General features: G+C 35.6%; 13 protein-coding genes and 1 tRNA gene. 3 read left to right on the top strand and 11 right to left on the bottom strand.

All coding sequences use genetic code 11. The features are described 5' to 3' along the window. The first annotated feature begins 47 nt into the window (after positions 1-47). Complete coding sequence (locus tag EV142_RS22175; protein ID WP_132038080.1) at positions 48-764, top strand: 3-ketoacyl-ACP reductase; 717 nt, start codon at positions 48-50, stop codon at positions 762-764. Positions 765-901: 137 nt separating this feature from the next. Next, the gene (locus EV142_RS22180) at positions 902-1,411 is read left to right on the top strand and encodes a hypothetical protein (protein WP_132038082.1); all 510 of its coding nucleotides are present in this window, start codon (positions 902-904) and stop codon (positions 1,409-1,411) included. 100 nt (positions 1,412-1,511) lie between these two features. Here EV142_RS22180 and mtaB read toward each other — a convergent pair whose 3' ends face one another. Beyond that, a complete protein-coding gene (gene mtaB / locus EV142_RS22185; RefSeq protein ID WP_132038084.1) occupies positions 1,512-2,846 on the bottom strand; it encodes a tRNA (N(6)-L-threonylcarbamoyladenosine(37)-C(2))-methylthiotransferase MtaB in 1,335 nt (444 codons plus the stop codon). A 507-nt stretch (positions 2,847-3,353) separates the two neighbouring features. Between mtaB and EV142_RS22190 the strand changes: the two genes are divergently transcribed. Next, positions 3,354-3,875, top strand: coding sequence for a hypothetical protein (locus tag EV142_RS22190; RefSeq protein ID WP_132038086.1), 522 nt, complete (start codon positions 3,354-3,356; stop codon positions 3,873-3,875). 98 nt (positions 3,876-3,973) lie between these two features. On the opposite strand, the gene EV142_RS22195 is transcribed toward EV142_RS22190, so the two are convergent. The 10 genes from EV142_RS22195 to EV142_RS22240 form a co-directional block, all read right to left on the bottom strand. Further along, positions 3,974-4,501, bottom strand: a complete 528-nt coding sequence (locus tag EV142_RS22195) for a GNAT family N-acetyltransferase (RefSeq protein ID WP_132038088.1) — start codon at positions 4,499-4,501, stop codon at positions 3,974-3,976. Between the two features lie 6 nt (positions 4,502-4,507). Further along, entirely contained in the window at positions 4,508-5,311 is an 804-nt protein-coding gene (locus EV142_RS22200; protein ID WP_132038090.1) for a Cof-type HAD-IIB family hydrolase, read from the bottom strand. Positions 5,312-5,441: 130 nt separating this feature from the next. Continuing rightward, positions 5,442-5,660 (bottom strand): putative signal transducing protein, encoded by a 219-nt coding sequence (locus EV142_RS22205; RefSeq protein WP_132038092.1) that lies wholly within the window; start codon positions 5,658-5,660, stop codon positions 5,442-5,444. Between the two features lie 85 nt (positions 5,661-5,745). Next, positions 5,746-6,411 carry a DEAD/DEAH box helicase gene (locus tag EV142_RS22210; protein WP_132038094.1) on the bottom strand — a complete coding sequence of 222 codons (666 nt, stop codon included), beginning with the start codon at positions 6,409-6,411 and terminating at the stop codon, positions 5,746-5,748. A gap of 174 nt (positions 6,412-6,585) precedes the next feature. Next, the gene (locus tag EV142_RS22215; protein WP_132038095.1) at positions 6,586-7,749 is read right to left on the bottom strand and encodes a sigma-54-dependent transcriptional regulator; all 1,164 of its coding nucleotides are present in this window, start codon (positions 7,747-7,749) and stop codon (positions 6,586-6,588) included. Positions 7,750-7,856: 107 nt separating this feature from the next. Beyond that, positions 7,857-9,173, bottom strand: a complete 1,317-nt coding sequence (locus EV142_RS22220; RefSeq protein ID WP_132038096.1) for an ABC transporter permease — start codon at positions 9,171-9,173, stop codon at positions 7,857-7,859. A gap of 97 nt (positions 9,174-9,270) precedes the next feature. Further along, the gene (locus tag EV142_RS22225) at positions 9,271-10,191 is read right to left on the bottom strand and encodes an ABC transporter ATP-binding protein (RefSeq protein WP_132038097.1); all 921 of its coding nucleotides are present in this window, start codon (positions 10,189-10,191) and stop codon (positions 9,271-9,273) included. A 164-nt stretch (positions 10,192-10,355) separates the two neighbouring features. Then, on the bottom strand, positions 10,356-11,465 hold the full coding sequence (gene dnaJ, locus EV142_RS22230) for a molecular chaperone DnaJ (RefSeq protein WP_132038098.1): 1,110 nt from the start codon (positions 11,463-11,465) through the stop codon (positions 10,356-10,358). Between the two features lie 90 nt (positions 11,466-11,555). Then, entirely contained in the window at positions 11,556-12,134 is a 579-nt protein-coding gene (locus EV142_RS22235; protein ID WP_132038099.1) for a nucleotide exchange factor GrpE, read from the bottom strand. Between the two features lie 461 nt (positions 12,135-12,595). Continuing rightward, positions 12,596-12,666 (bottom strand) — tRNA-Trp (locus EV142_RS22240). Between the last annotated feature and the right edge of the window lie 53 nt (positions 12,667-12,719).

Here is a 12,719-nt window from a genome sequence, read left to right on the forward strand (position 1 = left end):
TTTGTGTCACTAAGAATGATGCTTTCTGCATTTCAAAAAATATGACCATGACAGATTTAAAAAATAAAAATGCCCTGATTACCGGCGCCGGAAAAGGAATCGGAAAAGCCATCGCTATAGCTTTAGCCAAAGAAGGCGTAAACGTAATCCTTATTTCAAGAACCCAGGCCGATGTAGATCAACTAAGTGCTGAAATTTCGGGTTTAGGGGTTAAGGCGCTGGCTTTAAGTGCCGATGTTTCAGATATTACTTCCATCAATACAGCAGTAGAAAAAGCTTTGGCCGAGTTTACCAATATTGATATTTTAATTAATAATGCCGGTATTGCCGCTTTTGGAAAATTCCTTGAATTAGAACCAACTGCCTGGGAGAAAATAATTCAGGTCAATTTGATGGGAACGTATTACACGACCCGCGCTGTTTTGCCAAATATGATTGAAAGACAAACCGGTGACATCATCAACATTTCGTCTACCGCAGGTTTAAACGGAAATGCCTTGACAAGTGCCTACAGTGCTTCTAAATTTGCCGTTTTAGGTTTAACCGATTCCCTAATGCAGGAAATGAGAAAGCATAATATTCGCGTAACCGCATTAACACCAAGCACTGTGGCTACCGATCTGGCATTGGATTTAAATTTAACGGATGGAAATCCTGAAAAAGTAATGCAGCCGGAAGATATCGCCGAATTGATTGTTGCCCAACTTAAATTAAGCCGCAGGGTCTTTATTAAAAACAGTAGTATCTGGTCTACAAATCCTTAGATTAAAAAATAAATTCCAAAATTTTTAAATTCCAAAGTCTAACTACTCGTTGAATTAGAATTTGGAATTTGAGATTTGGAGTTTGGAGTTTGGAATTTTTACCAGAATACAGAGATTGGAATTTTAAAAAAAACAGGATGGAACAATACCTAAGACAATTAATTGCGATAGAATTCACAGACAAAAAAGAAATTTTTACCGGATTCCTTATTGACTATTCCGATGACTGGATTTTATTGCGGAATAATCCCGTTGACTATATCCTTGATGGTTTCGTGATTTTAAAAAACAAAAATATCGAAGCCGTTCACAGAGATCAGGATCTTGCTTTTACTGAAAAAGTAATCCGAATGAAAGGTTTAAAAACAAATGCGGAAGATATTATTCCGATTAGGGATCTGGCTTCTATCGTAAATTTCCTCACTAATAAGTACGGTATTTTCCAGATTTCAAAAAAATCTGCTAAATCTGCTTATTTAGGTAAATTACTGGAATTAACCGACGAAGAACTCACCATTGACTTCGTGGACACCAGAGGAAAATTTGGAGGCGAATTAAGCTTTAATCCGCAAAAAATAAGAGTAATTGAATTTGACACGGATTATATCAATTCCCTGAAATTAGTAATTCAGGAAGAGGAGAAATAATATGCCCTTTTATAAAACAGAAAAGCCCTTTATTAAAGGGCTTTTCTGTTTTATTTTGTCATTTCGACCGTAGGGAGAAATCACACTAGCAATTCGTTTTTTACGCTTCCGCCAATTTATTTAGAAATTCCAGGCGAACGCTTCCGTCTTCGTCTATTTTCGTCAGATTAATTTCGTGTAAGGTATTCACTAATTCCGGATTCCAGGGTGTTTTTACTTTTACGTAATTTTCGGTAAAACCGTGAATGTAACCTTCTTTATTTTCACTTTCAAACAAAACAGTCCTGTTGGTTCCTATTTGGCTTTCATAAAAAGCACGACGTTTTTTGACTGATAAACCACGTAACATTTTACTGCGTTTTGCTCTTACGTTTGCAGGAACAATTCCGGGCATATTTGCGGCTTCGGTATTATCTCTTTCCGAATAGGTAAATACGTGTAAATAGGAAATATCCATTTCATTCAGGAAATGGTACGTTTCTAAAAAGTGCTCATCCGTTTCACCGGGGAAACCAACGATAACATCTACACCAATACAGGCATGTGGCATTACTTCGCGAATTTTATTGACACGTTCTGTATAAACTTCACGTAAGTAACGGCGTTTCATCAACTTTAAGATATCATTGCTTCCGGATTGTAACGGAATATGAAAATGCGGAACAAAAGTTCTGCTTTTGGATACGAAATCAATTGTTTCGTTTTTCAACAGGTTAGGTTCAATGGATGAAATTCGCAAACGTTCAATTCCTTCTACTTTGTCTAAAGCCTGAACTAAATCAAGAAACGTATGTTCGTGTTTTTTATTTCCGAATTCCCCTTTTCCGTAATCACCGATATTTACTCCGGTTAAAACAATTTCTTTAATGTTCTGAGTCGATATTTCTTTTGCATTTTGCAAAACATTCTCAAGGGCATCACTTCGCGAAATTCCTCTTGCAAGTGGAATTGTACAATACGTACATTTATAATCGCAGCCGTCCTGTACTTTCAAAAATGCACGGGTACGGTCACCGATAGAATAACTTCCTACATAAAAATCGGCTTCGGCAATTTCGCATGAGTGAACTTCACCCATATCGTTTTTGCTTAAGTCATGAATATAATCGGTAATTTTAAATTTTTCGGTCGCTCCCAAAACCAAATCAACGCCATCGACAGCTGCTAATTCTTCGGGTTTTAATTGTGCGTAACACCCAACTGCGGCTACAAAAGCTTTTTCGTTAAGTTTCATTGCTTTTTTTACCACCTGCTTAAATTGCTTATCGGCATTCTCTGTAACCGAACAGGTATTGATAACATAAATATCTGCTATTTCTTCAAAATCGACACGATCAAAACCTTCATCGTTAAAATTTCGGGCGATTGTGGAAGTTTCTGAAAAGTTCAGTTTGCAACCAAGCGTATAAAAGGCAACTTTTTTTCTATTTTCCATAGGAATACACTACGTTTTAAGTAGTAACATATTATATTTACATTCTCAATTGAGGAGTTTGCAAATTTACATACAATATTCTTTAAAATAAAATCAATAATATACTATATATCAACATTTTGCATTAATCGAATATTTAAATCTGACATAAAAACTATAAATTGAACCCGGTAATATCTAAAATAAGTTTTATCTTTAAAAGATCATAAATCTTATTTCAATAGGAATAAAATGACAAAAACATCGATTAAATGCAAATAATATCGATTAAATGCATTTTTTTGAAAATTAAATTAAAATTTTCTTACATTTAACTTTCGAAAAAAGTGCTTTTGACGCAAAAGGTTAAGCAATTAAAAATTTAACATAAATAAATTAATTTAACAACAGATTTTCCCATAACAATTTTGATATTTTGTCGTTATGTTGTTGTTTTGTTTAATAAAAATAAAATGGGAAAGCCGAAAACCATAAAGAGTAGGCAAAAATTAAAAACTCCAAACTTATATGAAAGCATTTTTACCCACAATCTGCTTGATGTTCTTAACCATTTTCAGTTCGCAAGCGCAAACTGCTGCTGCTCCGGCTACTAATCCGTTCCCATCAATTAGTACATTAACAAGCTGGGCCAGTTTAAATTCTCAATCACAGTTTGATATTGCAATTCGTGCTGTGGGGTTTAAATTTGAAGTAAAAGAACCAGGAGAAGGATCTACTGCATACACTTACATCCGCAAAGTAATGGTAAATGAAGTGAACTATACGGATAGAATTGTTTACAGAATTACCAATAATAATTCTGCAAGTATTATCTCATTAGTAACTGCTTCTACTGATTTAGTTAGTTTGTACACACCGCAATTGGCAACTTTTAAAAACAACAATTGTAAAACAGAAATGTCTAAAGACAAAAACACAACTTGTACTTGTTACGAAAGTGTAAATTTTGCAATTGATCTTTGTGACGAACGCGTAAAATTAACAATGGGTGACGGAAATAAATATTTTGTTTCTGTAGCCAAAAAATAGTTCTGAATATTTCAGAAAGATAAACTTCGAGCTGTTTTCCAAATCTTTTTAAATCTTCAGGAGTAAGTTTAAAAAGATTTGGGATGCATTTCTTAGGATTACAAGTTGGGATTTTTTAATTCGTACCAAACATCCGATTCTCCTTCATATTCGAAAGAATTTACATATTGCAATCCCAGCTTTTCTAAAATTCTTCTGGAATTCTCATTTCCGGCATTTGCATACGCATAAAGAGACTCTGCTTTCATTACCTTAAAAGCATAATCTATAAAAGCTTTCCCGGCTTCGGTAGCATATCCTTTTCTCCAGTGTTTTTCGATGAAACGATAGCCTATTTCATAAAAGTCTTTATGATTATTGATTTCAGTGGTTATAAATTTGATTCCCGACCAGCCCAAAAATTCATTGGTTTCTTTTAGGATAACTGCCCAACGACCTGTATCAAAATCTTTATATTGCTGCTGAACAAACTCAATGTAAGCAAGACTTTCATCAATATGGGTAATAGGTTTATTTCCTAAATAAGTATGCACATTTGGATTAGATTCCAATTCAAACATTCCTTCCACATCCGAAAGAAGAAATTCCCTCAAGATTAAGCGTTCCGTTTCGATCGGATCTTTCATCAGAAATTAATTTAAAATGTAACGCTGCACTACCTCAGCAACTCCGTCATTATTATTGGAAGCAACAATCAGATTGGCTCTGTCGCGTAATTCCGGGGTTACATTATCAACCCAAACGCCAAGTCCGGCATATTCAATCATCGTAAGATCGTTTCCGGCGTTTCCTACTGCAATAATTTCACTTTGGTGAATATTGAGCTTAGCCGCCAGAAGTTTCAGACTCGCCGCTTTATCGATTCCGTTTTGCGCTGCTTCCAGGAAAAAAGGCTTAGACATGGCAATACTTAAATGAGGCATTGCTATTTTTAAATCCTGCTCTACTTTTTTTAAATAAGAAGGTTCTTCCAATAAAATACATTTAACTGCCGGTCTGTTTACGGCATCCTTGAAACTTGATACTTTGCGATGTGGCAATCCTGTTATTTCTTTTTCTATTTCGATATATTCCGAATCGGTTTCACTGATAATTTCATTATCAAGATAAGTAATAATGTGGGTTTTCATCTTCACACTATAATCGTACAATTCATGAATCTGTTCGATCGTTAGCTTTTGCTCAAATAAAATAAGATCGTCTTTTACCGTACTAATAATAGCTCCGTTAAATGAAATGAGAAACGAATCGTTTAAATCTAATTCTAATTCTTTGGCATAAGCAGTCATTGCAGAAGTGGGGCGACCGGAAGCCAAAACCACGTAAACACCTTTTGCCTGAGCTTCAATAAGTACTTTTTTATTTAATTCCGAAATTTTATGATCGTCATTCAACAAGGTATCATCCATGTCGAGTACCAGCATTTTATATTGCATGTTTTTTTTAGTTTTAAGTCGCAGTCTCAGTGGACAGTGTTGTAACTGTGAACTGAGACTGATTACTTTTACTTACTTTATATCAATCTGTTTTCTACACTGAGACTGAAAACTGAGACTGAAGACTTATTTAAATACTCATTCTGAAATCCTCGATAACAGGATTTGCTTTTGCGAAATCGGTTTCTTGTATAAAGACCTCTACTGCCAAATCGGTTTGTCCAAAACCACCTAATCTTGCCGATTGGATATTATCTTTTTTTGCAGTTTCTACTCCTGCTTCTTCTAATCTTTGCTGTAAGGCAATCGCTAAAACTTCACTTCCTGAAAACACCTTCATTAATCCCATAACATTTTATTTTTTTATTAATTAGTATATTTTTTAATAACAGCGCTTGATTCCAACACTGTTAACTGAGACTGAGACTTGAGACTTATTCCTCTTCTTCAATCTGATCTTCTTCTTCGTCCAGTTCTTCTTCACCTTCTTCATCCATATCAAAAAGGTAAGGCTCCAGTAACATTTTGTCAGCCAAAATTTCGATACGTTCCGTTAATTCTTCTGCAAAAATAATACGTTGTGTTTTTGCGATACTGTTAGAAATACGCATGATTTTAGTTTCATGACGCAATTTGAGAATTGGATCTGCATCATCCAGAATAAACATTTTAAGACGGTTTACGTTATAACCTGCAGTCGTAAACATATCGCTCAATTTATTTGGCGTTCCGATTAAAACATCAACTCCGGTAGAAATATAGTTTTTATCGTAGTCCATATCGCCTTTGTCATGAACACCATATACTTCAAGGTTGGTATATTTTCCGTATTTCGCAAAAAGCTCCACCATTTCCAATACCTTGGTTTTGTCTTCAACAATAATTAAAGCTCTTGGTGATTCTTCTACCTGACCCGCCAATTGCTGAATGACGTTCAAAACAATTGTCGTTGATTTTCCACTTTCTTTCGGGGAAAGAACAATACAGTCAGAACCGCTTTTTATAGTCGAAAAAGTTTCTTTCTGTAATATGTTAGGTTCCGTCAGACCGTTTTCTATTAAGGCGTCCTGTAACTTCTCGTTTATTTTTTTTAGTTTCATTTTTTTAATGCTGTAAGCTGTAGGCTGTAGGCTATAAGCTACTTGCCATAAGCAAATTGATTTATTATTTAATGCTATAGGCTTTAAGCTATAAGCTGTAGGCCCCATGCAATTACTTTATTTTTTTTCACTTTCTGGCTTATGGCTTATAGCCTAAAGCATATTGCCCTTTTTCTATTTTGTGGCAAACATTTTTACGTCCGTTTCTGAGATTTCGTTTCCGCCCAGGATAATCAGTCTTTCGATTACATTTCGAAGCTCACGAATATTTCCTGTCCAGTCATATTCCTGTAATAATTGTATGGCCTGCACAGAAAACACTTTGACAGCATTCCCCTGCTCCGATGCGATTTTCTCTGTAAAATGCGTAATCAAGGCCGGAATATCTTCACGTCTTTCATTTAATGGGGGAACTTTAATTAAAATCACAGCCAGTCTGTGGTATAAATCTTCACGGAAACGACCTTCGGCAATTTCTGTTTTTAAATCTTTATTGGTTGCTGCAACCACGCGGACATCTACTTTTATATCTTTTTCGGCTCCGACTCTGGTAATCATACTTTCCTGAAGAGCCCTTAAAACCTTGGCTTGTGCCGAAAGACTCATATCGCCAATTTCATCTAAGAAAATAGTTCCTTTATCTGCTGCTTCAAACTTTCCGGCACGATCTTTCACTGCCGATGTAAAAGCACCTTTTACATGTCCGAACAATTCACTTTCGATGAGCTCACTTGGAATCGCCGCACAGTTTACTTCAATCAAAGGAAAATTAGCACGTTCACTTTTTTCATGTAACTGATGTGCTACTAATTCTTTTCCTGTTCCGTTTGGACCTGTAATTAAAACTCTGGCTTCGGTTGGCGCTACCTTATCAATCATTACTTTAATATGACTGATTGCCTCGCTTTCCCCCACCATTTCATAATTCTTACTGACTTTTTTCTTCAGGATTTTATTCTCAACTACAAGTTGTTTTTTATCTAAGGCATTACGAACCGTATTTAATAAACGGTTTAAATCCGGTGGTTTTGAAATATAATCAAAAGCCCCCAGACGCATGGTATGAATCGCCGTTTCCATATCGCCGTGACCTGAAATCATAACCATCGGAATTTCCGGTTTTATTTTTTTGGTTTCTTCCAAAACATCAACTCCATCCATCTTTGGCATTTTGATATCACACAAAACCAAATCGTAGTCGTTGTTTTTTATTTTTTCAAGACCCGCAACACCATCTTCGGCTTCCTCTACCTGATATGTATCGTTTTCTTCTGATAAAATCTTCACCAAAACTCTTCTGATCGCTGCTTCGTCTTCTATAATTAGTATTTTACTCATTTCTTTTTGAGGTTCTAAGGTTCTGAGTTGCTAAGGTTCTGAGTTTTTTTTAAAAAGAAGCTAACTTAGCGACTTAGTACCTCAGAACCTTAGCAGCTTTAAAAAAATTAATATTTAAGCCATCTGTATAATTCCTTCCAGGTTGGTTTCTTGCCGTAAATTAAGATACCGACACGGTAAATTTTTGCGGCAAACCAGACTACAAGGAAAAAGGTAGCAAACAATAATGATACCGAAATCGCAATTTGCCACCACGGCACTCCAAACGGAAGTCGCATCAGCATTACAATTGGTGAGGTTAGCGGAATCATTGAAAATACTACTGCTATAGTTCCGTGCGGATCGTTCACGACAGTGAAAAAACCGATGTAAACACTCAAAATAAGCGGCATGATAATAGGCAAAAGAAATTGTTGAGAATCGGTCTGATTGTCAACAGCAGCTCCAATGGCGGCATAAAATGAACTGTATAAAAAATAACCTCCGATAAAATAAACCACAAAACCAATTAATATACTGGCAATTGGTAAATTCCATAATTCGGCAATATACATTTGCGCCGGTCCTGATAATTCCTGTTGTGCAGAATGCATTAGTTCGGGTGAAATTCTGGCGGTTGGTACGACATTTACGCCAAAAAACGCAGAAGCGGCAAACATTAATCCCAGTCCAATAATCGCCCAGATCATAAATTGTAATAATCCTGCCAGTGAAGTTCCAACGATTTTACCAATCATTAACTGAAAGGGCTTTACGGACGAAATTATGATTTCGATGATCCTGTTTGTTTTTTCTTCGATGACACTTCGCATCACCATATTTCCATAAATGATAATAAACATCATAATCAAATATCCGAATGCGCCTCCGATTCCGATTTTTATTTCGTTCAGACCTTTCAGACTTTCTTCTCCGGAAGATTTCGCCAGATGAATATTGACTTCTGCCTGTGCTTTCTGAATGGCTAAAGTATCCAGTTTAGCATGCTCCAGATTAATTTTTGTGATTTTTGATGCGATGACATCCTGTGTGTTTTCTATAAAAGAAATACTCGGACTGTTATTGGAAATATAGTCGATCCTGTTTTCCAGCTCTTTAAAATTATCGGTTTTAGGGATAATAATTAAACCATTGAAATTTTCTTTGGTGATACTGTCTTTCAGTGCTTTTACCTCTATTTCAGATAAATTCAGATATTTATATTCGCCATCTTTCTTGTTCTGTTTTACAAAATCGCCTGCAAATAAACCTGTTTCATCATGAATTGCAATTCGTTTGGTTTCGGCTTTCATTGAACTCAGATAACCAATAAAACCGGCTATTGCCACAAACAATATCGGACTTAAAAAAGTCATGACAACAAAAGATTTATTGCGGACTTTGGCAATAAATTCTCTTTTTATAATTAATGAAATGATGCTCATTTTTTAGATTAGTTAGATTTTTAGACTTCTTAGATTGTTAGATTTTTTGCTTCCTGGATTTAGTCTAAAAATCTAAGAAGTCTAACGATCTAAAGATCTATTCCATTACTGTTTGAATAAAAATATCGTTTACGCTTGGAATTTTCTCTACAAAATGCGTCACTTGCCCGCGTTGTGTCAGCAGATGTAATAATTCATTTGGCGTCGCATTTCCTATTTGAATATCGAGTTTTAGATCATCATTTAATGATTTAAAACTTGCCGGCGAAACGGTAAATTTCTGTGTAATATCATACATCAGGCCTTCGACATTGCTCGTCAGTATTCCAACTTCGAAACTGTTTGTTTTAAACTGACGCTTAACATCGACCAATTTCCCTTCGATTAACTTATTTGATTTATGAATTAAAGCAATATGATCACAAAGTTCTTCAACACTTTCCATTCGATGCGTTGAGAAAATAATGGTGGCGCCCTGCTCTTTCAAAGCTAAAATTTCATCCTTAATCACATTGGCATTAACAGGGTCAAAACCTGAAAAGGGTTCATCAAAAATCAGCAATTTAGGTTTATGAAGTACACAAACCACAAATTGAATTTTCTGTGCCATTCCTTTCGAAAGCTCCTGAATCTTTTTGTTCCACCAGCCCTGAATTCCTAAGCGGTCAAACCAGTATTCCAATTGTATTTTGGCTTCGGCTTTAGAAAGTCCTTTCATTTGGGCGAGGTACAAACATTGCTCCCCCACTTTCATGGAAGTATACAAACCTCTTTCTTCGGGAAGATAACCAATAGTCTGTACGTGTTTGGGCTGCAGTCTTTCTCCGTCCAGAATGACTTCACCACTATCGGGCAGTGTAATTTGGTTGATGATTCGGATAAGAGATGTTTTTCCAGCTCCATTAGGACCTAATAGTCCGTAAATACTGCCTTTAGGCACATTTAATGAAACTTCGTTAAGCGCTACATAATCACCGTATTGTTTTACGACTTTATGTACTTCGAGTAAGTTGCTCATGCTGTTTTCAGGATTTTCTGCGTCAATTAGATCTTTTGTGGTCTTCGTGTGTAAAAGTAAATAATTCGAAGCGAATCTGCGTATTAATACGCAAAAAACCCATCCTAATATTTACATTGGGATGGGTTTTATATGTATTTAAACATTTTGAAAAAAAAGTGTCGTTATGAAAACATATCTTTTACTTTTTCAAAAAATGATTTTTCTGATTTTTCAGGATTTGGAACAAAGTGTTCGTCATTTAAAGCATTTTCAAAAAATTGTTTTTGCTCTTTGTTCAACGTTTTTGGTGTCCACACATTTACGTGAACCAGTAAATCACCACTTCCGTAACCGTTTATACTTGGAATACCTTTTCCTTTTAATCTTAAAATTTTTCCGGATTGGATACCTTCTTCCAGTTTAATACGAACTTTTCCGTTGATTGCTTCAATATCTTTGGAAACTCCAAGAACCGCTTCAGGAAAACTGATATATAAGTCAAAGTGAACATTCTCACCTTCACGTTTCAGGAATTCGTGCTCTAATTCTTCAATCGCAACAATTAAATCTCCCGGAATACTGTTCCCCGGAGCATCGTTTCCTTTGTTGGAAACTTTAAGCTGCATTCCGTCTACAACACCTGCAGGAATTTTGATTGAAACGGTTTCGTCTTCCTGCACCATTCCCTGTGCATCTGCTTCGGATGGTCTTTTATCTAAAATCTGACCGGAACCTCCACAAGTAGGACAAGTTGACGCAGACTGCATTCTTCCTAAAATAGTGTTGGTCACACGCATTACCTGCCCCTGACCATTACAGGTCGAACACGTTTTATAGGTAACGCCTTTGGCCTGAACCTTACGTTTTACTTTTACTTTTTTCTCAACACCATTTGCAATCTCTTCTAAAGTCAATTTCACTTTAATTCTAAGATTACTTCCTTTAGCACGACGAGGGCCGCCTCCGCCTCCGCTGAATCCACCAAATCCACCTCCAAAAATATCACCAAACTGGCTGAAAATGTCATCCATATTCATACCACCATGACCACCGCCAAATCCTCCGGAACCATCAAATGCCTGATGTCCGTATTGATCGTATTTCGCTTTTTTGTTCGGATCACTTAAAACTTCATAGGCTTCTGCCGCCAGTTTAAAGTTTTCTTCTGCCTCTTTGTCGCCCGGATTTTTATCAGGGTGATATTTCAATGCACTTTTTCGATATGCTTTTTTAATTTCGGCAGCGTCAGCATTTTTTGAAATGCCAAGTATTTCGTAAAAATCTTTTTTCATAATTTAGGTTAAATTCCACCCCGATAGCGATCGGGATAAATTCCAGATTCCAATTTTACAATTAGTATTTGAAACTTCTGTTTGCATTTCTTAGTTTCCGATAACCACTTTAGGAAAACGAATAATTTTGTCTCCTAATTTGTATCCTTTTTCGATAACATCAACAATTTTACCTTTCAGCTTATCAGAAGGTGCAGGGATTTGCGTAATGGCTTCCGCAAAATCAGCATTAAAAGCATCACCTGCTCTAACTTCAACCTGCTCTAAACCTTTAGCTACTAAAGTACTTTTCAGTTTGTCATGAATTAACTCTACTCCTTTTAATAAGATTTCGTCATCAGACTTATTGATTTCTACAATAGCTCTGTCAAAATCATCCAAAACAGGAAGCATTGCCAGCAAAACTTCTTGGTTGGCTGTTTTAAATAAATCAATTCGTTCTTTTGAAGTTCTTTTTTTGTAATTTTCAAATTCGGCAAATAATCTCAAGAACTTATCTTTTTCTTTTGCCAAGTCCTGAGCCAATTGCTCTTCAACACTTAATTCTTCAACAATTAACTGCTCACCGTTGGCATTGTTCTCTAACGTTACATCATCTAATTCCTGATCGAACTCTGTATTTTCCGTAGTCATATTACTTTTATTTTTAAAAATATTTTTAAACTTCATTTTTTATTCTTTGTGTTGGATTGCAAAAGTACTGCCAAATGTTTTAAAATGTCAAATTGTCACTTTATTAAAATGCAGTCCTTTAAAAAACTAAAAAACAGCGCTGGAAAATTTAGTATAATTTTAAGACTATTACGTTTTAGTTTGAACTATATTTGGATTCCAAATTGGAACTATAGTATTACTATCAAAATTGAATTTAAGGGTTGGCCTCGGCTTCATAAATAATTATTAATTCAAGTTTACCTTATATTAAAAAAAGCTTCGCCTATTTTCAGACGAAGCTTTTTTTTATGCTTTTTGAGAAAAAAAAAATTTTACCGCAAAGAACGCTAAGTTTTTTACTTTTCGCTTTTATAAAAAAGCTCGCAAAGCTTCCTGTTGATTTAGCTTTGCGAACTTTATGTTTTTAAAAGTATTCTTAGATAAAAATCTTTGCGTTCTTTGCGGTAAAAAAATTGCACGGGCGGAGGGATTCGAACCCCCATCAACGGTTTTGGAGACCGCTATTCTACCCTTGAACTACGCCCGTAACTTGGCCGCAAATTAAAAGTATTTTTTCTTCCCCAGCAATTATTTAGGGCA

It is taken from the genome of Flavobacterium circumlabens (assembly GCF_004345565.1).
Classification (GTDB): domain Bacteria; phylum Bacteroidota; class Bacteroidia; order Flavobacteriales; family Flavobacteriaceae; genus Flavobacterium; species Flavobacterium circumlabens.

Coding starts and splice junctions, on each gene's coding strand:
- EV142_RS22235 (WP_132038099.1), bottom strand. CDS start 12,134: ATGAAGTTTAAAAATATTTTTAAAAATAAAAGTAATATGACTACGGAA.
- EV142_RS22220 (WP_132038096.1), bottom strand. CDS start 9,173: ATGAGCATCATTTCATTAATTATAAAAAGAGAATTTATTGCCAAAGTC.
- EV142_RS22190 (WP_132038086.1), top strand. CDS start 3,354: ATGAAAGCATTTTTACCCACAATCTGCTTGATGTTCTTAACCATTTTC.
- EV142_RS22205 (WP_132038092.1), bottom strand. CDS start 5,660: ATGGGATTAATGAAGGTGTTTTCAGGAAGTGAAGTTTTAGCGATTGCC.
- EV142_RS22175 (WP_132038080.1), top strand. CDS start 48: ATGACAGATTTAAAAAATAAAAATGCCCTGATTACCGGCGCCGGAAAA.
- EV142_RS22225 (WP_132038097.1), bottom strand. CDS start 10,191: ATGAGCAACTTACTCGAAGTACATAAAGTCGTAAAACAATACGGTGAT.
- EV142_RS22195 (WP_132038088.1), bottom strand. CDS start 4,501: ATGAAAGATCCGATCGAAACGGAACGCTTAATCTTGAGGGAATTTCTT.
- dnaJ (WP_132038098.1), bottom strand. CDS start 11,465: ATGAAAAAAGATTTTTACGAAATACTTGGCATTTCAAAAAATGCTGAC.
- EV142_RS22180 (WP_132038082.1), top strand. CDS start 902: ATGGAACAATACCTAAGACAATTAATTGCGATAGAATTCACAGACAAA.
- EV142_RS22200 (WP_132038090.1), bottom strand. CDS start 5,311: ATGCAATATAAAATGCTGGTACTCGACATGGATGATACCTTGTTGAAT.
- EV142_RS22210 (WP_132038094.1), bottom strand. CDS start 6,411: ATGAAACTAAAAAAAATAAACGAGAAGTTACAGGACGCCTTAATAGAA.
- EV142_RS22215 (WP_132038095.1), bottom strand. CDS start 7,749: ATGAGTAAAATACTAATTATAGAAGACGAAGCAGCGATCAGAAGAGTT.
- mtaB (WP_132038084.1), bottom strand. CDS start 2,846: ATGGAAAATAGAAAAAAAGTTGCCTTTTATACGCTTGGTTGCAAACTG.